This window comes from Thermaerobacillus caldiproteolyticus, from assembly GCF_013761245.1.
GTDB lineage: Bacteria > Bacillota > Bacilli > Bacillales > Anoxybacillaceae > Thermaerobacillus > Thermaerobacillus caldiproteolyticus.
On record NZ_JACDUT010000003.1, the window covers coordinates 310,079 to 330,876 of the forward strand.

The 20,798-nt window shown below is 39.2% G+C and carries 23 protein-coding genes; 21 read left to right on the forward strand and 2 right to left on the reverse strand.

Going from position 1 to position 20,798, the window contains the following annotated elements; genetic code table 11:
- The first annotated feature begins 102 nt into the window (after window positions 1-102).
- Complete coding sequence (locus tag HNR31_RS06770; protein ID WP_181555492.1) at window positions 103-1,170, forward strand: glycosyltransferase family 4 protein; 1,068 nt, start codon at window positions 103-105, stop codon at window positions 1,168-1,170.
- An 87-nt stretch (window positions 1,171-1,257) separates the two neighbouring features.
- Here the strand turns inward: HNR31_RS06770 and HNR31_RS06775 are convergent, their stop codons facing one another.
- Window positions 1,258-2,292 carry an LCP family protein gene (locus HNR31_RS06775; RefSeq protein ID WP_181555493.1) on the reverse strand — a complete coding sequence of 345 codons (1,035 nt, stop codon included), beginning with the start codon at window positions 2,290-2,292 and terminating at the stop codon, window positions 1,258-1,260.
- Window positions 2,293-2,326: 34 nt separating this feature from the next.
- Window positions 2,327-2,962, reverse strand: a complete 636-nt coding sequence (locus HNR31_RS06780) for a YigZ family protein (RefSeq protein WP_181555494.1) — start codon at window positions 2,960-2,962, stop codon at window positions 2,327-2,329.
- A 299-nt stretch (window positions 2,963-3,261) separates the two neighbouring features.
- Here HNR31_RS06780 and HNR31_RS06785 point away from each other — a divergent pair, with 299 nt between their 5' ends.
- From HNR31_RS06785 to HNR31_RS06880, 20 genes are all read left to right on the forward strand, one after another.
- Entirely contained in the window at window positions 3,262-4,407 is a 1,146-nt protein-coding gene (locus HNR31_RS06785) for a sensor histidine kinase (RefSeq protein ID WP_181555495.1), read from the forward strand.
- Window positions 4,408-4,441: 34 nt separating this feature from the next.
- Window positions 4,442-5,119, forward strand: coding sequence for a response regulator (locus HNR31_RS06790; RefSeq protein ID WP_181555496.1), 678 nt, complete (start codon window positions 4,442-4,444; stop codon window positions 5,117-5,119).
- A 106-nt stretch (window positions 5,120-5,225) separates the two neighbouring features.
- The gene (locus HNR31_RS06795; protein ID WP_181555548.1) at window positions 5,226-6,068 is read left to right on the forward strand and encodes a DegV family protein; all 843 of its coding nucleotides are present in this window, start codon (window positions 5,226-5,228) and stop codon (window positions 6,066-6,068) included.
- A gap of 88 nt (window positions 6,069-6,156) precedes the next feature.
- Entirely contained in the window at window positions 6,157-7,656 is a 1,500-nt protein-coding gene (locus HNR31_RS06800; protein WP_181555497.1) for a DEAD/DEAH box helicase, read from the forward strand.
- Window positions 7,653-8,363, forward strand: coding sequence for a ComF family protein (locus HNR31_RS06805; RefSeq protein WP_181555498.1), 711 nt, complete (start codon window positions 7,653-7,655; stop codon window positions 8,361-8,363). The genes HNR31_RS06800 and HNR31_RS06805 overlap by 4 nt, the downstream gene beginning before the upstream one ends.
- Window positions 8,364-8,441: 78 nt before the next feature.
- Window positions 8,442-10,241 carry a hypothetical protein gene (locus HNR31_RS06810; protein WP_309505632.1) on the forward strand — a complete coding sequence of 600 codons (1,800 nt, stop codon included), beginning with the start codon at window positions 8,442-8,444 and terminating at the stop codon, window positions 10,239-10,241.
- On the forward strand, window positions 10,238-10,495 hold the full coding sequence (locus HNR31_RS06815; protein WP_181555500.1) for a flagellar biosynthesis protein FlhB: 258 nt from the start codon (window positions 10,238-10,240) through the stop codon (window positions 10,493-10,495). Before HNR31_RS06810 ends, HNR31_RS06815 begins: the two co-directional genes overlap by 4 nt.
- Window positions 10,496-10,506: 11 nt before the next feature.
- On the forward strand, window positions 10,507-10,944 hold the full coding sequence (locus HNR31_RS06820) for a YaaR family protein (RefSeq protein WP_181555501.1): 438 nt from the start codon (window positions 10,507-10,509) through the stop codon (window positions 10,942-10,944).
- A 55-nt stretch (window positions 10,945-10,999) separates the two neighbouring features.
- Window positions 11,000-11,413 carry a TIGR03826 family flagellar region protein gene (locus HNR31_RS06825; protein WP_181555502.1) on the forward strand — a complete coding sequence of 138 codons (414 nt, stop codon included), beginning with the start codon at window positions 11,000-11,002 and terminating at the stop codon, window positions 11,411-11,413.
- Window positions 11,414-11,493: 80 nt separating this feature from the next.
- Complete coding sequence (gene flgM / locus HNR31_RS06830; RefSeq protein WP_181555503.1) at window positions 11,494-11,757, forward strand: flagellar biosynthesis anti-sigma factor FlgM; 264 nt, start codon at window positions 11,494-11,496, stop codon at window positions 11,755-11,757.
- A 55-nt stretch (window positions 11,758-11,812) separates the two neighbouring features.
- Window positions 11,813-12,307 carry a flagellar protein FlgN gene (locus tag HNR31_RS06835; RefSeq protein ID WP_181555504.1) on the forward strand — a complete coding sequence of 165 codons (495 nt, stop codon included), beginning with the start codon at window positions 11,813-11,815 and terminating at the stop codon, window positions 12,305-12,307.
- Window positions 12,308-12,342: 35 nt separating this feature from the next.
- The gene (flgK, locus tag HNR31_RS06840; RefSeq protein ID WP_181555505.1) at window positions 12,343-13,926 is read left to right on the forward strand and encodes a flagellar hook-associated protein FlgK; all 1,584 of its coding nucleotides are present in this window, start codon (window positions 12,343-12,345) and stop codon (window positions 13,924-13,926) included.
- Window positions 13,927-13,940: 14 nt separating this feature from the next.
- Window positions 13,941-14,840 (forward strand): flagellar hook-associated protein FlgL, encoded by a 900-nt coding sequence (gene flgL, locus HNR31_RS06845; RefSeq protein WP_181555506.1) that lies wholly within the window; start codon window positions 13,941-13,943, stop codon window positions 14,838-14,840.
- A gap of 21 nt (window positions 14,841-14,861) precedes the next feature.
- Window positions 14,862-15,416, forward strand: a complete 555-nt coding sequence (locus HNR31_RS06850; RefSeq protein WP_181555549.1) for a DUF6470 family protein — start codon at window positions 14,862-14,864, stop codon at window positions 15,414-15,416.
- A 61-nt stretch (window positions 15,417-15,477) separates the two neighbouring features.
- Window positions 15,478-15,921, forward strand: coding sequence for a flagellar assembly protein FliW (fliW, locus tag HNR31_RS06855; RefSeq protein ID WP_181555507.1), 444 nt, complete (start codon window positions 15,478-15,480; stop codon window positions 15,919-15,921).
- Window positions 15,921-16,139 carry a carbon storage regulator CsrA gene (gene csrA, locus HNR31_RS06860; RefSeq protein ID WP_181555508.1) on the forward strand — a complete coding sequence of 73 codons (219 nt, stop codon included), beginning with the start codon at window positions 15,921-15,923 and terminating at the stop codon, window positions 16,137-16,139. Before fliW ends, csrA begins: the two co-directional genes overlap by 1 nt.
- Window positions 16,140-16,275: 136 nt before the next feature.
- The gene (locus HNR31_RS06865; RefSeq protein ID WP_181555509.1) at window positions 16,276-17,088 is read left to right on the forward strand and encodes a flagellin N-terminal helical domain-containing protein; all 813 of its coding nucleotides are present in this window, start codon (window positions 16,276-16,278) and stop codon (window positions 17,086-17,088) included.
- 227 nt (window positions 17,089-17,315) lie between these two features.
- On the forward strand, window positions 17,316-19,073 hold the full coding sequence (locus tag HNR31_RS06870) for a motility associated factor glycosyltransferase family protein (protein WP_181555510.1): 1,758 nt from the start codon (window positions 17,316-17,318) through the stop codon (window positions 19,071-19,073).
- Window positions 19,070-19,423 carry a hypothetical protein gene (locus HNR31_RS06875; RefSeq protein WP_181555511.1) on the forward strand — a complete coding sequence of 118 codons (354 nt, stop codon included), beginning with the start codon at window positions 19,070-19,072 and terminating at the stop codon, window positions 19,421-19,423. The genes HNR31_RS06870 and HNR31_RS06875 overlap by 4 nt, the downstream gene beginning before the upstream one ends.
- A 4-nt stretch (window positions 19,424-19,427) precedes the next feature.
- Entirely contained in the window at window positions 19,428-20,795 is a 1,368-nt protein-coding gene (locus tag HNR31_RS06880; RefSeq protein ID WP_181555512.1) for a motility associated factor glycosyltransferase family protein, read from the forward strand.
- Window positions 20,796-20,798: the final 3 nt, after the last annotated feature.

Consider the following 20,798-nt stretch of genomic DNA (forward strand, 5'->3'; position numbering starts at 1 on the left):
TTTCCCTAAAAATGACGGAAAAGAATTTTTAAAATTGGAAATAACAGCTGTGATTTAGATATCTGACGAGTGGTTATCCTAGAACTTAAGGGAGGGGTTCCCATGCTATATTTATGTGCTACTTTGTTCATATGTTTTGCTTTATCGGTTCTTTTTACTCCTTTTGTAAAAAAATTAGCTTTTGCTGTAGGGGCAACAGATAAGCCTAATCAACGAAAAGTACATCAGAAAATTATGCCACGTTTAGGTGGATTAGCGATATACGCCAGTTTTATCATTGGTTATTTGATTTTACGGCCTTGGAACGAAGATTCACTGTATATTTTGCTCGGCAGTGCTATCATTGTTGTAGTGGGGATATTAGACGATATTTATGAGCTGCCAGCAAAAATAAAATTTTTAGGTCAGCTGATTGCCGCTTTTATTGTTGTTGTCATTGCAGGAGTTCAGGTTACCTTTATTAATTTGCCGTTCGGAGGCCAACTGCACTTCGGGATATTAAGTATCCCTATCTCCATTATTTGGATTGTGGGGATTACGAATGCAATTAATTTAATTGATGGGTTAGATGGTTTAGCAGCAGGAGTGTCTGCCATTGCACTTATTACTATTTCCGGAATGGCTTTAATTATGGGTGATTGGTTTGTTTCTTCAATGGGATTTATTATTTTAGGCAGCACATTAGGATTTTTATTATATAATTTCCATCCTGCTAAAATTTTTATGGGCGATACAGGTGCTTTATTTTTGGGATATATGATTTCTGTGCTGGCACTTTTAGGGTTTAAAAACGTTACGTTCATTTCGTTTGTTGTTCCTGTATTGATTTTAGGTGTGCCGATTTCTGACACATTCTTTGCCATCATTCGGCGCATCGTGAAAAAGCAGCCTTTGTCGGCTCCTGACAAGTCGCATTTACACCATTGTTTGCTCCGATTGGGATATAGCCATCGGCAAACCGTGCTCATTATATATGGAATGAGTGCTCTATTTGGATTAGTAGCAATTATCTTATCTCAAGCTGCTGTATGGGTATCCATGATTATCTTGGCTATGGTGATTCTTGCTCTGGAATTAATTGCTGAGAAAATCGGATTGGTTGATACGAACTATCGTCCGATTTTAAAAATTGTTCGTGTTATTCGTTACGCCAATGGAAAACAAAACTAAAGGGAAAAGGTCATCTTGGGTTGCGCCAAGATGACCTTTTGTATTTTCTCCTTTATCTTTGAAGTTCATACAGGTATATAAAGAGAGTTATTCTTCTTCATTATTGATATTAGCACTACTTTCTTCATCTGTATTTGTACCGCTATCGCTCGAATCGGAGGACGATTGCAAATGATGTTGTAACTCTTGAGATACTTCCTGCACAGACTGTTCATCTAACATGTAGTAATATACTCCATCATTTTGATCCGTTCCCTTGAGTTGAAGTGATTTAATGTTTAGCTTTGTACCAGCTGTAACATAACGGATCAGCGATTTTATTTCATCAAAGGTTAAGTTTGTTTTCATATTATTTCCAATTGCTTCTAATACATCATCGTATTTTGTAATGGAACCAACATTACTTGCCTTTTTAAGGATGGCTTTTAAAATTTCTTGTTGACGTTTACCGCGTTCGATATCATTGTCTTTTTTTCGCGTTCTTGCGAGTGCAAGAGCTTCTTCACCATTCAACGTTTGAAGACCTTTTTTCAAAACGATAGCATTATGATGGTCTTCAGAATCTTTTTCCTTAAGATCATAAGGAACTTCTACTTCAATACCGCCTAATGCATCGACGATATCCATAAATGCATAGAAATTCATTTTGACGTAGTAATCAACTTTTATGTTGAACAGATGTTCAACGGCTTCAACAGTACCTTTTACGCCTCCGTAAGCATGGGCGTGCGTAATTTTATCATACTTTCCTTCGCATGGAATATATACATAGGAATCGCGCGGGATGCTTACCATTTTTACTGATTTGTTTTTTGCATTAAATGTAGCAAGAAGTAGCGCATCTGATCGGGTATCGCCTTTAAAATTTCGCGAATGACTGTCATCTATCCCGATGAACAAAATCGAGAAATTGTCCATTTTTGGGTCTGGTCGTTTCGCTTTGGTATCTCTAAATTCCTCATACGATTTATTAATTACTGACTCGGCTTTATGCATTAAAAACGAGGCATAACCGAAAGAGCCGAGCAACAATAATAAAAGTGGAACAAAAATCCAAAATAATATGCGTCTTCTCTTTTTTTTCTTTTTCTGCTTTTTACGATATTTTCTTTCATTTACCATAATTAGCTCTCCTCTATTTTAAGTTATTGGGAAATTAGGTGATGTCTATCTCTAAATACACCGTCTCTCCTTCGCTCATCTCTGCCCTTCCATTTGTTAGTTCAGTCATCCAGTCGATGAATGTCGATTTGTCTGTTTCTTCGACAAAAACTTCGATTTCGACATTTTCGAGATAGTGGATTGTTTTGATCGTGTAAATGGATGAGCGCAGTTCGTTTTCGACTTTGCCAAGCCAAGTGTAGTCGATTTGGACATGCATGATGCGCATGAGACGGCGTTCCACGATGCCTGCTGCCTTCAATCCTTCTGATACAGATTTGCCGTAGGCACGGACAAGACCACCTGCTCCGAGTTTAATACCGCCGAAATAGCGAGTGACGACAACGACGGTATCTTTTAAGCCTTTTTTCTTCAATACTTCGAGCATCGGAACACCAGCTGTGCCACTTGGTTCTCCATCGTCATTCGCTTTTTGAATTTGGTCGTGTTCGCCGATGATATAAGCGGAACAGTTATGCGTAGCATCCCAATGCTTTTTTTTTATATGCTGAATAAATTGTATTGCTTCTTCTTCTGTTGTGGCGCGATTGACATAACAAATAAAGCGAGATTTTTCGATAACCATTTCATTTTCTCCATATCCCTTCACGGTATAATATTTTTGTAGCAAAATAAAAACACCTCGCTATAACATGGAAATGCTGTGATTGCAACGAAACATCTCTTTGACCCAAAATAGGAAATTAACAAATTTTTTACTGTCAGCTCCTAAAAACATGTTATACTAATAAGTGTAAAGTAAGTACACCGTTCAGGAATGGGTAGGCGAAAGAAACAATCGCAGCTTTTTCTATTATAAATCGACAACTTTTTTCCTTCAAATAAAAATTGATACGTAAAATTAGGAAAGGAAAAATCAGAAAAATTTATCTGTTTGTACGAACGGTCAAATCAGTATGGAGGATTTGTATGTCTTCTCATAAAAAGCTGGATGCCAAACAATTAGATAAAATTGTCGAAAAAATGATTGACACTGTTCAGCATAGCAAAGACGAAATTTTTCAAATTGGCGAGCAATCGCGTCAAGAACATGAGCGATTGATGAATGAATTAACGGAAACGAAAACATTAGTTAATCAAATTATTCATGAAGCGGATAAATTAGAGATACATGCTCGGCTTGCTCGCCAGATATTGTCCGATGTAAATCGCAATTTCACGCGTTATTCAGAGAAAGAAATTCGTGAAACATATGAAAAAGCACATGAATTGCATATGAAATTGGCGATGATCCGTGAGCAGGAGAGACAGTTGCGGATCCGTCGCGATGAATTAGAACGTCGCTTGGCTGGACTCAAAGAAACAATCGAGCGGGCGGAACATTTAGTTGGTCAAATTACCGTTGTACTGAACTATTTGAATAGCGATTTTCGTCAAGTTGGAGAGTTCATTGAGGGAGCAAAGCAAAAGCAAGAGTTTGGCTTAAAAATTATTGAAGCGCAGGAAGAGGAGCGGAAGCGATTGTCTCGTGAAATTCACGACGGTCCTGCTCAAATGCTTGCCCATGTGATGATGCGATCAGATTTAATCGAACGCATTTTGCGGGAACGTGGTACCGAACAAGCCATTCAAGAAATCCGTGATTTCAAAAAAATGGTTCGTTCGGCTCTTTACGAAGTACGCCGAATTATTTACGATTTAAGACCAATGGCTCTTGACGATTTAGGTTTAATTCCTACCCTTCGAAAATACTTGCAGACAGTCGAAGAATATAATAAGGAGACAAAAATTTCGTTTATACATATAGGACAAGAAATGCGATTGCCTGACCGATTTGAGGTGGCTGTGTTTCGCCTTGTTCAAGAATCGGTACAAAACGCATTAAAGCATGCAGATGCAACCGAAATTCAAGTGAAAATCGAAATGAGAGATAACCAGCTCTTTTTAATGATTAAAGATAACGGTAAAGGATTTGATATAACTGTAAAGAAGGAAAATGCCTTTGGACTCATCGGAATGAAAGAGCGCGTCGAATTGTTGGAAGGAAAGATGAAAATTCAATCGCAAATTGGCATTGGTACGACAGTGTTTATTCATATACCGTTCAAGGTGTAGGGCAACGAGAAAAAAGAAAGGGAGGAGCTATGGAGTGAAAACACGTATCATTATTATTGATGACCACCAGCTATTTCGTGAAGGAGTGAAACGAATTTTACAGTTTGAGGAAGGATTTGAAGTTGTTGCAGAAGGAACAGATGGAAATGAAGTGCTGGAGCTGGTAGAAAAGCATCGTCCTGATATTGTCATCATGGATATTAATATGCCTCATATGAATGGGGTAGAGGCTACTAAACAGATAATTGAATCGTATCCTGAGACAAAAGTCGTTGTCCTTTCGATTCATGATGATGAAAATTATGTTATGCGCGCTTTACAGACAGGAGCGTCAGGGTATTTGCTTAAAGAAATGGATGCAGATACGTTAATTGAGGCGATCAAAGTGGTTGCAGAAGGCGGTTCATACTTACATCCGAAGGTGACTCATAATTTGATTAAAGAATACCGCCGTTTAGCAGCGGGAAGAAGCAAAAGAGAGGAAACGAAACGCGAAGTTCGCTTGCCTCTCCATTTATTAACGCGGCGTGAGTGTGAAGTGTTGCAATTGCTGGCGGATGGAAAAAGTAACCGCGGCATTGGAGAGGCACTGTTTATTAGTGAAAAAACGGTAAAAAATCATGTAAGTAATATATTACAAAAGTTAAATGTGAGTGACCGTACGCAGGCGGTTGTCGTTGCAATTAAAAATGGATGGGTAGAAGTGCGTTAAAAATGATGAAGGTTGTCGAATGATTCGACAACCTTTTATAATGCAATTGGTTTCATTTTTCGCTAAAATAAGTCGTAAAGACTATGGACGAGGAAGGTATCTAATGATGAAAATAGCGGTTGTCACAGATAGTACAGCATATCTCCCGAAAGATGTTCGGGAAGCATTAAGCATCTATATGATTCCGTTAAGCGTAACGTTCGGCAATGAAACATATCGGGAAGAAATCGATATAAGTGCGGAGCAATTTTTTGAAGAAGTGAAACAACATAAACATCTACCGACAACATCCCAACCATCGATAGGGGCGTTTGTAGAACTATTTGAATCGCTTGCGCAAGAGTATGATGCTGTTATTAGTATTCATCTTTCTAGTGGAATTAGCGGTACATATCAAGGTGCGGTAACCGCTGGGAGCATGGTCAGCGGCATTCAAGTGTATCCGTATGACTCAGAAATTAGTTGTATGGCGCAGGGATTTTACGCCATCGAAGCAGCAAAGATGGCAAAGGAAGGAAAGAGACCAGAAGAAATTCTTGCCCGCCTTGACGAAATGAAAACATCGCTACGCGCCTATTTTATGGTTGATGATTTAACGCACTTGCAGCGCGGTGGCCGGTTAAGCGGGGCGCAAGCGTTCATCGGCAGCCTTCTTCAAGTCAAACCGCTTCTTCATTTTGAAAATAAGGTTATCGTTCCGTTTGAAAAAATTCGTACGCGCAAAAAAGCTATTAAGCGTATTGAAGAATTATTTGCCGAAGACGCAAAGACAGGTGTTCCGCTCAAAGCAGCGATCATTCATGCGAACCGGCCAGAGGAAGCGGAACAGTGGAAACAAGAGCTTAGTAGCATGTATCCTCACGTGGATATGATGATTAGCTATTTCGGGCCTGTTATTGGCACTCATTTAGGAGAAGGTGCGTTAGGACTGACATGGTATAAGCTGTAAGCAGCCTTGTGTTGCATCGTACCTTTCTGAAAAATAGTATGCGCCGCAGGAAATGATCGCGGCGCATACGATACAAAGGAGGAATTTGATGCGTTTTATCGACGTAGAAGGAAAGCTCATTCCTGAATCGTTGGCGAAAGAATATAGTGGAGAGGCTAAGCCGATTAGCCGCATTGATCACATTGTCCCCCTTCCCCTAAATCCTCAATTTTCTGTCTCAACAAAGCTTCTTTCCTTCCTTGAAGGAAGGCACCTGCTTCTTGATGAACTTCCGTTTCCTCTCGATGTGATTCACACGCATTATGAACATGGATATATATCGTATGAAAAAGGGATCGTTCAAACGGAACAAGGCTGGCGTTGCAGGAGATGCGGCAATGAAAACACGCATTTATTTGCTTCATTTTTCTGTGCGCGCTGTGAAACGATCTGTACGTACTGCCGTCGATGTATCATGATGGGACGTGTGAGCGAATGCACTCCGCTTCTCGTCTCTCATTTTTACTCTGAGCCCGCTATGTATGAGAAGCCGCTAGCGTGGAATGGAGAGCTTTCTCTAGGACAACAGCAAGCAGCCGAAGCGGTTGTTGCTGCTGTAGAGAAAAACCTGGAACTGCTCATTTGGGCAGTATGCGGTGCTGGAAAGACGGAGGTGTTATTTCCCGGTATCAGTCGGGCGCTCGAACTTGGAAAGCGTGTATGTATCGCAACGCCTCGCACCGATGTTGTGTTAGAGCTCGCCCCTCGTCTAAAACAAGCTTTTCCAGCTGTTCCTGTCATCGCGTTATATGGCGGAAGCGACGAGCGCGGTACGTTATCTCCGCTTGTCGTTGCGACGACGCACCAATTGTTGCGATTTTACCGAACGTTTGATGTGACGGTCATTGATGAAGTCGATGCCTTTCCGTATTCTGTTGAGCCGATGTTGCAGTATGCCGTAGAGAAAGCGAGAAAAGAAACATCTGCTCTCATCTATGTCACAGCAACTCCTCATAAAGCGTGGCAGCAAGAAATTAAGCTCGGAAAGCGACAAGCTGTCACGATTCCCGCACGTTACCACGGATTTCCTCTTCCTGTTCCTTCGTTTGAATGGTGCGGCAATTGGCGAAAAGCAGTAAAACGTGGGCTGTTTCCCCGCAATGTGTCCGCGTGGATCGAACGAAGACTCCAAGAAGGAAAGCAAGCGTTTTTATTCGTTCCCCATGTTGAGCTGTTAGAGCGTGTGGTTGTCATTTTAAAACAGCTTGATAATCGGATTGAAGGCGTTCATGCAGAAGACCGAGAGCGGAAAGAAAAAGTCCACGCGTTTCGGAAAGGAAACATTCCAATTCTTGTGACAACGACGATTTTAGAGAGAGGGGTAACGGTTCCCAATATTGATGTCGCTGTGCTTGGAGCCGAAGACGATATTTTTACGGAAGGGGCGCTCGTCCAAATTGCCGGGCGGGTTGGGCGCAGCGCACAATATCCAAGCGGAGATATTCGTTTTTTTCACTACGGAAAAACAAAGGAGATGTTGAAAGCAAAGCGGCAAATTATACGCATGAACAAAGAAGCTGAGGAAAGGGGGATGTTGAAGCGGGGATGAGACCATATTGTCTCCTCTGTCATCATTGCTACCAACCGCGTGTTAGCTGGAGCGATTTGCTTACGTTAAAGAAGGGGGATTGTCTTTGTGCAACATGCCGAAGGTCGTTTTCGCTTATTGATAGTGACATATGCAGCGACTGTGGCAGACCGCTAGATCATTTAGATCATTCCTATCGCGATGGTGACGTATGTAACGATTGTTTACGTTGGCAAAATGATAATGAGTGGAAGGGAGTGCTGGCCAAAAACCGTTCTGTCTATGTGTATGACGATGTTATGAAAGAGGTTATCTCCCGTTGGAAATTCCGCGGCGATTACGCGATCATCGAAGCGTTTCGCCACGATGTGTGCCGCGTGTTTTCTCATCATTTCTCCTCGGAGTCCGTCCTTGTCCCGATTCCGTTAAGCCGCGAACGCCTATATGAACGAGGTTTTAATCAAGCAAAAGCCCTGGCCGAGTTGTTGTCTCTCCCTATTCTTGATATTTTAGAACGTGATCACTTAGAAAAACAATCAAAAAAATCACGCCATGAACGGTTGCAAATGGAAAACGTCTTTCGTTTGCGCATGTCTCTCCCTTTAGAAAAGCCGCTTGTCATCATTGATGATATTTACACAACGGGCGCGACCGTCAGACATGCCGCCAAACGGTTGCGTCAAGCCGGAGCAACAGACGTCTCCTCCTTCACCCTCGCCCGCGCGTAGCTGGTCATATTTCGTCGTAAACATCTGAGATCGGCATGCCGATATTAAAAGTAAGGAAATATGGAACGGAGAGTGATAGTGGTGGAGGTTAGGAACGATTGGGCAGCCAATCTATCTATGCATCCTTCTAGTTCATGGAAAGAAGGAGATACGTTTTTTGCTATAGTGAAAGAAAAATTAAATGATCATGAAGCGATTGTAACGATAAAAGGGCAAGATCTGCATGTCAGCTTTCGAGGAGACATACCGGATCAAGAGAAAGTTGTGATACAAATTACAGGAACCAATCAACATCTTCTCGAAGTACAAGTTGTGCCGCAAAAGCCTGAGGTAATGGCCGGAACTGGTGAAACAGAATTAGCAAAAATTGAACAAATATTGTCGGCACAAGGGATTCGTCTTACTAGCCAAGAGAAAGCCGTATTAAAATACTTTTTAGAAAAAGCAAAAGGAACGTTTAACGAAAAACTAGAAACGATACAAGCTCTTGTGAATAAAAAGCTTCCCATTACTGATATACACTTACAATCCATTCATGAAGCGCTGCATGGTGAACCGCTCGGAGAGACGTTAACACAATTGATTGAAGTAATGAATGAGGTGTTTGATAGCGAAAGAGAGAAGACGAACGATCGACGCCAAGAAAATGAGCAACGCGTACATGACGAGTCTGCTTCTTTTTCTCAGGAGATGAATACGGAAGATTCGGCTACGCAGCCAGCTGCATGGCTATACGAGAACGAGGATTGGTATAACAGCCTTCCGATGCAAACGAAAGATATCATCGTTCGAACGGTGACAGACAAGCTGTCTCAAGTAACGGTGGAGTTTAAAAAATTGCAGACGGAATTACAGAGAAAATTAGATAATATTACATTTTTAGTAACGAATAGTCCGCAGGCGCGCCAGCAAGGAAAGTCTTTTATTGAAGCGGCGATTCACACATTAGATCGCGCGATTTTACAAGGGGAATTTATGCTGTTTACAGATATGGCGACAGAAAAACAATTGCTTCAAGCAAGTTCACAGTTGGCGGAGGCAAAGCAGCTGCTAGAGAATGGAAAGCAAAGTGATGCGCTCAACATTGTCAAGAACGTCAAAGCTTTCATCGAAACGTTGCGCTTTCAACCATCGGACATAAAAGTCAAACATTTTATTTCGGAATGGAATGTAAATCAACAGGGGGAAATGCCTAAAGTGCAACTTGCTTCACAAATATCGCGTTCTCTCCCGTTTTCTAACGGCGAAGAAGTTTCAGCGAGAAATACGTTTGAACAATTGCGCCAAATGGGTTTCCACCATGAAAAGGATGTTGCACAGGGAATATTTTCAAAAAAGTTATCTTTTGAAACAGACAATATAAAATCGTTATTCATGCGGTTCATGCAAGAAGGCCCTGAAAACATCGCCCGACAAGCTGAACAGGCGGTCAACAATATAACAGGACAGCAGCTGTTAAGTAAATTTGAACCAACAAGCCATACACAGACAATGTTTTACCAATTGCCGTTACTCATGCAAGATCAAATCGAAACGGTAAACGTGTATTTAAATTCCCGTAATGACAATGGGAAGCTGGATTGGCAAAACTGTAGTTTGTACTTTTTGCTCGAAACAAAAACATACGGAAAAATTGGCATATTACTTCAAGCGGTAGAGCGAAATTTAACGGTTACGATTAAAGGAGACCATCCACAATTGTCAGACGCATTAAATCCATTAACCGAGGTGACAAAAGAAAACTTAGAGGCAATCGGTTATCATGTAAAAGGAATCGTATTTGCGAAAATGACCGAACAGCAGGAGCCAAAGAAAGAGATGGAAATCGTGCAACAAAAAGATATCCATAGCGGGAAAGGGTACGATGTGACAATATGAAAAGCAGCTATCAACATTATCTGTCCGCATTAGCAAGTTATGAAGAAGGAGCCAATCGGTTGTCAGAAACGTCTCAGCGGAACACAAATACAGCGGCAGAAATCATTCAAAAAGGACAACAGCAAAACATTCCTATCCAACCTCATACATCCCTTGTTGAGCACTTAGCTGATCCGGAAAACCGTGTCCCTTCCCAACTTTATGCCGTAATCGGAGAAATTGTACGGTTGATTAAGAATATTGAACAAAAATAGGGGCGATTGATATGGAAATCGAGAAAATAGCAAAAGCAAATATATTTAAAGTCAGCAGGAAAGACACAAAAGCTTCACCGTCTGTTTCATTCACCGAGGTAATGGCAAAGCGAAGCGAAGAACTTGCGCTTGAACGTTTCCAGCAGCTTGTCCAGCAAATCGAAGATCAAGGAAAAGTTTTGGCGGAATCCCGTTCTGTTGAAGATTTGCGTAAGTATAAAAAGCTTGTCAAAACGCTGCTTGATGATGCGGTGAAAAATGGTTTGCAGTTATCGGAGCAGCACGGCTTTAACTGGAGCGGACGTTCACGATTATACAAAATTGTGAAAGAAGTAGATCAAAAACTAATCGATCTCACTAATGCCGTGTTGCAAAAAGAAAAGCAAGGCATTGACTTGTTAAACACCATTGGAGAAATTCAAGGGCTGATTATTAATATTTATACGTAACATGTTCCTTTTGTCGTATAATAAAAGGAAAGACAATGACAGGGAGAGGACATTGATGAACTTAGAAAATTGTCCAAATTGCGGGAATCTGTTTGTCAAAAGTCAATTTCGTGATATTTGTGAAAGCTGCTATAAAGAAGAAGAAAAACAGTTTGAAAAAGTCTATCAATTTTTGCGGAAACGGGAAAACCGCATGGCAACAATGACGCAAGTCGTCAACGGAACGGGTGTGAAAGAATCCCTCCTGATTAAATTTATTAGAAATGGACGCTTAAAGCTTGCTCCATTCCCGAACTTAGGGTATCCTTGCGACCGCTGCGGCAAGATGATCAGAGAGGGGAAACTGTGCGCTAATTGTTTAAAAGACTTGAATCAGCAAATAGAAAAACTACAGAAAGAAGAAATGAAGAAAAAACGTCAAGCAAGCACGGTTTATTATGTAAAAAAAGAAGAAAACGATAGTCTTTGATTTTTTGTAAACAATCCTTTTCTTTTGCCGATAATATAAATAGAAAGAGACGGAATCGGACCGAAAAAGGAGGGAACGGAGTGCGAATTAATAACTTTGGACCAGCGGGAATGAATCCTTACAGATGTCAGTTCGATAAAGAAATCCAGACGAACAAGCCTGTAGCCAAGCAGGATAAAGTGGAAATTTCCGCGACGGCGAAAGAATTGCAGCAAGTTTCTCAATGGGCTGTTGAACATCAAAATAAAGTGCGCGCACTAAAAGAACAAGTACAAAATGGAACATACAAAATTGATGCTGAAGCGGTCGCGAAAAGCATATATAAGTTTTACTTTGAAAATTAAATGAGTATCTTATCATACTGATTTCATTTTTATGGACTTTTTTGGGAGGGATTTCATGTCTGCCAAATCATTAATTGATTTATTGGAAGGACATTTGAAGCTGCATAAAGGTTTGTTGCAACTGGCAAATAAAAAAACGGAATCTTTGAAGAAAGGCGACATTGAAGCCCTCACCGCAATTATGAAAGAGGAGCAAAAGTATATTGCCGCAGTGAAACAGATCGAGAGGGAACGAATTCTTGCTGTTGAAAAGATACTAAGCTCCTTAGGTCATACACAGACAGAGCCGACATTAACGATATGTATTGAATTGATGGAAGAACCGGAGCGCTCAGCTTTAGAAATATTGCGAGACAAATTGCTAGCAGTAGTTGCAGAGCTCAGAAATATTAATCAGTTAAATCAACAGCTTCTCCAGCAATCGTTGCAGTTTGTCAATATGACTTTGGATATGATCATGCCGAAGCGGCAAGAAGTGAATTATAGAAAACCGAACATGGCGCCATCTTCATATGAAGGCAGCCGATCGTTATTTGATTCAAAAGCTTAGCGAACAAGCGATCTTCAAGTATTGGGGGAAATGTGATGCGATCAACGTTTCAAGGCTTAGAAATAGCGAAGCGAGGAATATTTACTCAACAATCGGCTTTGTATGTAACCGGCAATAACATTGCAAACGCGAATACGCCGGGCTACTCACGCCAGCGTGTCAACTTTGTTGAGACAGAGCCGTATCCACCGGCGTCGATGAACCGTCCGCAAATTCCTGGACAGATGGGGACGGGGGTAGCTGCGGGATCTGTGCAGAGAATACGTGACAGCTTTTTAGATTACCAATATCGGAATGAATCAAACAAGCTCGGTTATTGGGACACGCGTTCAGATGCGATTTCAAAAATGGAAGATATTATGAATGAGCCGAGTGAATTTGGATTAGGGAAAGCGATGACGCAATTTTGGGAATCACTGCAGACTTTAAGTGTCAATCCGGAAAATGAGGGCGCTCGCGCTGTTGTGCGTCAACGTGGAGTAGCAGTGGCTGAGTCCTTCAATTATCTTTACAACTCTTTATCGCAAATTCGTACGGATTTAGGACAAGAGATTAAAACAGGGTTACTAGAAGTGAATTCTATTTTAAAACAAATCAGCGAACTAAACGATCAAATTAAGGCGATTGAACCTAATGGCTATTTGCCGAATGATCTTTATGATAAACGCGATGCTCTTGTTGATGAACTATCAAAGTTTTTTAATGTAAAAATAGATAAGGTTTCTTCGGGAGGGAATTCTCTCGATATCGCAGAAGGAATTTACGAAATTTCACTAGTTAATCAGGACGGTTCAACTATAAAGGTAGTGACGAAAGACGGCTATTCTCAATTATCGGTTGACCCATCTGTCGATCCTGTTAATGACCCTACAAATCCGAACGGATTTGTTTCCAGCATTAAAATAGATGGTTCCGCTGTTTCCATCTCACCAGACAATTTAGGGAATGGAAGAATGAAGGCATTGATTGAAGCTTATGGCTACGGGCCTGATCAAGATAATGTGAAAGGCTATTACCCTGATATGCTCGCCAATTTAGATAAAATGGCGTATTCGTTTGCTACAATGTTTAATGCACAACATCAAAAGGGATTTGGACTTAATAATTCCACAGGGTTAGATTTCTTTACAATGACCTTAAGTGGTCCGCCAACAGAAAAAGGAGCAGCAGCTACTATTAAAGTAGATGATAATATTATGAACGACCTTTCTAATATTGCTGCCTCTTCGAAGATAGGAGAGTCCGGAAACGGAAATAATGCCCTTAATTTAGCGATGATTAAAGATGTTCAAATTACTAGTGGTTCAGCCACTCTTCCAAGCGGTGACCTGATTAATGGATTGCCTATTACTGGTGGAACGGTGCAAACATTTTATGAAGGGCTTATTGGGAAAATCGGTGTCGATGGACAACAAGCAGAGAGAATGAAATCTAATGCAGAAACGCTGGTGACATCTGTTGAACGAAACCGTCAATCTGTCAGCTCTGTTTCACTTGATGAAGAGATGACAAATTTAATTAAATTCCAGCATGCTTATAATGCAGCCGCTCGAAACATTACAGTGATTGATGAAATGCTCGATAGAATTATTAACGGCATGGGCCGTGTTGGTTTATAAGGTAGGTGATTGATATGAGAGTGACCCAATCAATGCTGGCAAACAATATGCTTAGAAACTTATCGAATAGCTATGAACGGCTCGGAAAATATCAAGAACAATTAACGACAGGAAAAAAAATTACACGTCCTTCCGATGACCCTGTTGTTGCGATGAAAGGGATTGCTTATCGAGAAGACTTAGCACGTGTAGAGCAGTATCAGCGCAACATTGGAGAAGTTCATAACTGGATTGATAGCGCAGATGATGCATTAGATAAAGTTGGTCTTGCTTTACAGCGGGTGCAAGAGCTCGTCGTGCAAGCGTCGACTGATACAGCGACTCCGGCAGACCGTCAAAAAATTGCTGATGAAATCGACCAAATTCAAAAACAAATCGTCGATGTCGCCAACACGAAAATCGGAGGAAAGTATATTTTTAACGGCGCTGACACGAAAAATCCGTTGTTTGTAGGATATCCGGGAGAAACGGGTTTTGCAGTAAACGGCAACCAAAGCAAAGTGGAAATTGAAGTATTCGACGGTATTAAATTGGATGTCAATATTGATGGGAAAACTTTGTTTGGTGATGAAACTACTGGAATTATTGGCATGTTGAGCAATTTAAAGACGGCTTTAAATGACCCTAACAGCACGGGAAGCGCGATTAGCGGTTATTTAAGTCAAATTGAGGCTCAACAAAACGCTTTGTTATCTGCTCGCTCAGAACTTGGTGCGAAGCAAAACCGAGTTGAAATGATGGAAGACCGTTTGTCCACGCAAGAAGTGATTGCAACAAAATTGATGTCCGACAATGAAGATATCGATTATGAAAAAACAATTACTGAACTTATTTCGCAAGAGAGTGTCCATCGGGCTGCACTAAGTGTCGGTGCACGCATTATTCAGCCGACATTAGTTGATTTTCTCCGTTAATAAAGGGGAAAGGTGAGTGACGTGAATTTCCCACAAATTCAAATTCGCACGACGAAAGCGATTCTTGGTTTAAATATTGAAAAGCCAATTCAGCATATCGAGCAGCCGAAAGCCGATTTGCATATCGAACAGCCACCGGCAACGATCACAATCAGCTCCAAGCCAGCGAGGCTGACAATTGACCAGTCAAAAGCATGGAGTGATATGGGACTGCTCGGCCCACTTGCTTCTACAAGAAAATTCGCCGAAGAAGGTCATCAAGCGTGGCTAGAAGGCATTGCCCGACGCGCTCAGGAAGGCGATCAGCTTATGAAAATTGAAAACGGCGGCAATGCGATTGCTGCGATTTCGGCTGAAAAAGGCTTGCATCCTTATAAAAAGCTTGGAATAAAATTTATCCCTTCGGTTAATAGTGTAGATATTGATTACCAACCCGGTTACTTGGACATTAAAATTGATCGAAATAAACCAATTATTGATGTTAAAGTGAATAAACCGATTCATGAATACAAACCGGGAGATGTATCTGGTTATATGATCCAGTATCCATCTATAAAAATCGATGTGAAATATTAAAAGAAAGCGGTGCCGTTACGGTCTACCGCTTTTTTTACGAGAATGAGAAAGGAGCTTTCCTATGAAAATAACATCAAAATTTTTAGGAGAAATTGAAATCAACGAAGAACAAATCATTTATTTTCCGAACGGACTTCCGGGTTTTGAAGATGAAAAGCAATTTGTTATTTTACCATTAGAGAAAGAATCGCCGTTTGCGATTTTGCAGTCGGTTCAACATAGCCATGTCGGATTTGTGGTTGCTTATCCATTTTCCTTCCATCCTGATTACGCCTTCGATTTAGCTGAAGAAGATATCGAAAAGCTGAAGCTGAGCTCTCCAGACGATTGTGTAACATATACGATTATGACGTTGAAAGAGCCATTTGCTAATTCGACTATGAATTTAAAAGCACCAATTATCATTAATGCCAAGGCGAAAATAGGCAAACAGCTCATTCTCCATGACAGCGATTATCCGATTCGCTTTCCGTTGTCTGAGGTGCACAAAAAGGAGGCAAAATAATGCTCGTTCTCACCCGCAAGAAAAATGAATCCATTATGATTGGAGATTCGATTGAAATTAAAGTGCTTGCAATCGAAGGAGAACAGATCAAACTTGGTATCATTGCACCGAAACATATCGACATCCATCGCAAAGAAATATATATAGCCATTCAAGAAGAAAACAAGCAAGCGGCAGACGTTTCGACAAATTTGCTACAACAATTAAAAAATAAATAAAAAAAAACTAAAAAACTATTAAACATTTCATGAATGCTTCCGATATTAAAAATGTGAGGCGGGGAAGGGCAATCAACTTTCCTCGTCAAAAATCTACAAGGATGTAGAGAAATATCTATTCAAGGAGGAATTTGAAATGAGAATTCAACACAACATTTCAGCGTTAAACACGTACCGTCAATTAGCATTCAACAACTCTCAAGCTGCGAAAAACCTTGAAAAACTTTCTTCAGGTTACCGCATTAACCGCGCTGGCGACGATGCTGCAGGTCTTGCTATCTCTGAAAAAATGCGCGGCCAAATCCGCGGTCTTGAAATGGCATCTAAAAACGCACAAGACGGCATCTCTTTAATTCAAACAGCTGAAGGTGCATTAAACGAAACACATGCGATCCTTCAACGTATGCGTGAATTAGCTGTACAATCAGCAAACGATACAAATACATCTGCTGACCGTGCAGCTTTACAAGCTGAAGTAAATCAATTAGTTTCTGAAATTGACCGCATTGCAAACAACACAGAATTTAACACTCAAAAATTGTTAAACGGATCGTTCTCTGGGAAAGTATTCCATATCGGTGCGAATAACGGACAATCAATTACGTTGTCTATCAATAGTATGAGAGCATCAGGTCTTGGAGTAAGCGGCTTATCAATATCTTCACAAAGTGCAGCGGATGCAGCTATTAGCACTATTGATACAGCTATTGAAACAGTTTCGACTGAGCGTGCTAAGCTTGGTGCTGTTCAAAACCGCCTAGAGCACACAATTAACAACTTAGGTGCGACTCAAGAAAACTTAACTGCTGCTGAATCACGTATCCGTGACGTTGACATGGCGAAAGAAATGATGGAATTCACTAAGAATAACATCTTAATGCAAGCAGCACAATCTATGTTGGCTCAAGCGAACCAACAACCACAAGGGGTACTTCAATTACTCCGATAATCTTAGTCAATCGAAAGAGACCTTGGGGATACCCAAGGTCTCTTTTGTTGTTTTTGATAATATAAGTTTAGATTGAAAAACCGATAGATATAAGTAAAATATTTAAGTCAGACAAAAGAGCGGTCGAAACGCTTCATAAAGATATGTCGGGAAATCAATTTGCATTATATAAGAAAAGGTATTAAAAAAATATAATGGTAACCGATATTATAATTGAGGTGCTAATAATGAATAATGAGATACAAGAGTATGAAATCATTGAGGAAGCTGCAAAGAGTGGGCATCGTATTCATAAAGTAAACAATTATTACTTACACAGCAAATATGACCCGATTCGGGAAGCGGAAAGATTTGTCGAGCGCCATTATAAAAAACATCATTTGCATATTTTGTTCGGTATCGGTTCTGGTTATATTGCCGAATCATTAAGCAAAAAAATGAGTGAAGACGAATTTTTGATCGTCGTTGAACCAATGAAGCCATTCATTGAGGAGCAATGGAATAATAATCATGCACTGGAAAGAACCATTCTCATTGAAGCAAGGGAATTAGAGCATTTTAAAAATTTAGTTGATTCTTTAACCAACCAATTTAGGAACCGGATACAAGTAATTTGTTCGCCTAATTATGATAAATTGTTCCCAAGTGATTATCAGCAAATATTAAATATCGTTAAAGACTCAATATATGTACAAAAAGTAAACGAAAATACGATTAAAGCGTTTTCTAAAGAATGGCAGCAAAATTTTATATTAAATTTATTTTATGGTTTTGATGATATTCCTTTACATGTTTTGGAGCATTATTTTGATGTGCCGGTGGTAGTGGCATCCGGTGGCCCTTCATTGACTAAGCAAATTCCTCTATTAAAAAAGATAAGAGAACACGTACTGTTAATTTCTTCAGGCTCTACTATTAATACTCTTCTTAATTATGGTATTGAGCCTGATTTTGTTGTGACTATAGATGGAAATATTAACAACTATAAACATTTCGAATCACTGCAATTAAAAAAGGCAAAAGTGATTTATTCATTATCACATCACGAAAAAATTTTGGAAAAGTTGAATCAAAGATCATTTTATTTCGTTTCAAGTATTATACATTCGTTAAAATCTTATGCGGAAAAATTATTAAATAAAGAGGTACCCGATATTTTAGGGGGAACTTCTGTTGCCAATTTTGCATTGAATATTGCTTATATGATTTCGACAGGGCCTGTTGCTCTAATTGGTCAAGATTTAGCTTATACAGATAATAAGACGCATGCGGAACATAATAAAAATTTTAAAAAAATTGATGAAACATATATCAAAGAAAGAGGAATGTTCTATACAGAGGGATACTATGGCGACCAAGTATTAACAGATTATGCTTTCTTATCAATGAAGCATAATTTTGAAAAATTAATTCAAACTTTTTCACGGCCTGAAAGAATTTATAATTGCACGGAAGGCGGAATTAAACTAGAGGGGTATCAACAAATTTCTTTCCAAGAGTTTTGTGACAGATATGTAGATACTAATAAAAGTGTCCCGATGTTCGAGATAGATTCATACCCGCACAAAGATATTGAAGAATGGAAAGAGTTTTTTATTCGAATTGAAAACGAAATAAAATTACATGATAAAGTGAAACGTCTTACTGAAGAAGCGGTTTTATTATTGAAAAGAAATGCTTCTGATACGGCATTTGATGCGAAAATTTTAAAAAAGTTAGATAAAATTGATGAACAGTTAAAGCCGATTTTTGGTGAAGGAATGATGTCATTAATCGCTCAGCCTATCATGTTAGATACGTTTAATAACTATCTTCCGAAAGAGAATGAAACGGAAAAAGAAGCGTATCAACGAGTATATGCTCGTTCCATGGATTTATATTCGCGTTTACAAGAAGCTGCAATTGATTCGAAATCTTATTTCATGCGCTTAAAAGAAAAAATTAAAAATAAAATTATGTCTATGGATAAAGAGGGAGAAAGATGACAAATATTATTTACGAAACACAAGATAGTTTCTATCAATATATTGAACGAGTAGCAGTAGGATCGCAGACCATTGCTGATTATTTGCGTGAAGATAAAGTTGGGGAAGCAATGCAGTTAATCGCACAATTTAGCGAAGGTGTAAGCTGGTTAACCCAAGTGATTGTATTAATGAGAGAACATTTATATCATATCAATATCGATCCGAGTCAAATGAATGAATTTTTGCTGGAAATCAATGATGGTTTAGAACGACAAGATTATGTTGTTGTTGCTGATATGTTTGAATACGAAATTCAACCGTTTTTTGAAGAAGCGAAAGAAAAACGCTTTGAAAAAGTAGGGGAATAGAAAGTTGGAATTGTATCTTAAAAATGTGCAATCAATAAGGGATAAAGTATTGAAACAGCAACTTTTAATGAATAGGTATAATTATAGTAAAGATATTGAAATAGAGACATCTAAAAAAGGTCCTTTAACCTTGAAGAAAAATAATCACTATTTATATAGTCGATACGATCCAATAAAAGATGTATCGAAGTTTATTGATTCTCAAATTGATCCTTTGGCTAATATGTATTGTTTATTTGGCTTCGGACTTGGATATCATGTCGAACAGTTAATGGCTAAAGAGCCAAGTAAAAAAATTATTGTAATTGATACGGATATATCAACGATTCAAGCAGCAATTCATCATATCGATTTAACCGATATTTTAAGCAATGAAAATGTCCAATTTATTATTCTTAATAATCCAATACAAATTCAGGAGTTTATTAGAAATTTAGATTTAGATAGTTCAAATATTAAATGGATTATTCCACAATCTTGGATTAGCACGATAACAAACAGCAGTTTGAAGGAAATACTCGAAGATATAAAAATTAAAGAAATGTCGTTCTTAAGAATGAAAAATATTATGGAAGAGAATTTTCAAAATAATATTCAGCTGTTTGATTCGCATATCGGTTCACTTTTAGGTCAATTTGAGGGCAAAAAAGCTGCATTAGTTGCGGCTGGACCATCATTAGATGATAATATTGATGTTCTAAAGCAATTGAAAAATAAATACTTTTTACTTTGTGTTGGTGCTGCCTATAAAACCTTATTGCATCATAATATTGAACCTGATGCGATTGTGATGTCCGATCCGCATGATTTAGTGTTTGAACAAGTCAAGGGTGTAAGCAGCCAAATTCCATTAATTTTCCTTGCTACCGTTAATAAAGAAGTGGTCAGATATTGGTCAGGAACTAAAATTATTTTGTTTCAAGAAGGGTACCCTCCTTCAGAACAATTTGCCAAAGAACATCAGATTCCATTGATTCAGACAGGTGGTTCAGTTGCAACAACTGGATTAGATGTATTAATTAAAATGGGATTTGCGGAAATTGTCTTTTTTGGACAAGATTTGGCCTATAAAGGGAATCAATCTCACTCTATTTATTCAACTTCTAATAAAACGATTTCATTTAATCAGCCAACATTTACAGTTGAAACAAACAGTCATGAAAGAGTAGCTACATCAAGAAGTTGGTTGATTTTTCGAAAATGGATCGAACAGAAAATACAACAAACTCCGAAAGTTCAATTTAAAAATACATCATATAACGGAGCCCTGATAAAAGGTGCTCCTTATGTGGCCGGGGAACATATAGCTAATAGTGCTAAAAACATGGAGGATATAAACTTTTTAGATTTGATATCAAAATTTATTAAATAGGAA

Coding starts and splice junctions, on each gene's coding strand:
- HNR31_RS06770 (WP_181555492.1), top strand. CDS start 103: ATGCTATATTTATGTGCTACTTTGTTCATATGTTTTGCTTTATCGGTT.
- HNR31_RS06775 (WP_181555493.1), bottom strand. CDS start 2,292: ATGGTAAATGAAAGAAAATATCGTAAAAAGCAGAAAAAGAAAAAAAAG.
- HNR31_RS06785 (WP_181555495.1), top strand. CDS start 3,262: ATGTCTTCTCATAAAAAGCTGGATGCCAAACAATTAGATAAAATTGTC.
- HNR31_RS06795 (WP_181555548.1), top strand. CDS start 5,226: ATGAAAATAGCGGTTGTCACAGATAGTACAGCATATCTCCCGAAAGAT.
- HNR31_RS06800 (WP_181555497.1), top strand. CDS start 6,157: ATGCGTTTTATCGACGTAGAAGGAAAGCTCATTCCTGAATCGTTGGCG.
- HNR31_RS06805 (WP_181555498.1), top strand. CDS start 7,653: ATGAGACCATATTGTCTCCTCTGTCATCATTGCTACCAACCGCGTGTT.
- HNR31_RS06815 (WP_181555500.1), top strand. CDS start 10,238: ATGAAAAGCAGCTATCAACATTATCTGTCCGCATTAGCAAGTTATGAA.
- HNR31_RS06820 (WP_181555501.1), top strand. CDS start 10,507: ATGGAAATCGAGAAAATAGCAAAAGCAAATATATTTAAAGTCAGCAGG.
- HNR31_RS06825 (WP_181555502.1), top strand. CDS start 11,000: ATGAACTTAGAAAATTGTCCAAATTGCGGGAATCTGTTTGTCAAAAGT.
- HNR31_RS06835 (WP_181555504.1), top strand. CDS start 11,813: ATGTCTGCCAAATCATTAATTGATTTATTGGAAGGACATTTGAAGCTG.
- flgK (WP_181555505.1), top strand. CDS start 12,343: ATGCGATCAACGTTTCAAGGCTTAGAAATAGCGAAGCGAGGAATATTT.
- flgL (WP_181555506.1), top strand. CDS start 13,941: ATGAGAGTGACCCAATCAATGCTGGCAAACAATATGCTTAGAAACTTA.
- fliW (WP_181555507.1), top strand. CDS start 15,478: ATGAAAATAACATCAAAATTTTTAGGAGAAATTGAAATCAACGAAGAA.
- csrA (WP_181555508.1), top strand. CDS start 15,921: ATGCTCGTTCTCACCCGCAAGAAAAATGAATCCATTATGATTGGAGAT.
- HNR31_RS06865 (WP_181555509.1), top strand. CDS start 16,276: ATGAGAATTCAACACAACATTTCAGCGTTAAACACGTACCGTCAATTA.
- HNR31_RS06870 (WP_181555510.1), top strand. CDS start 17,316: ATGAATAATGAGATACAAGAGTATGAAATCATTGAGGAAGCTGCAAAG.
- HNR31_RS06875 (WP_181555511.1), top strand. CDS start 19,070: ATGACAAATATTATTTACGAAACACAAGATAGTTTCTATCAATATATT.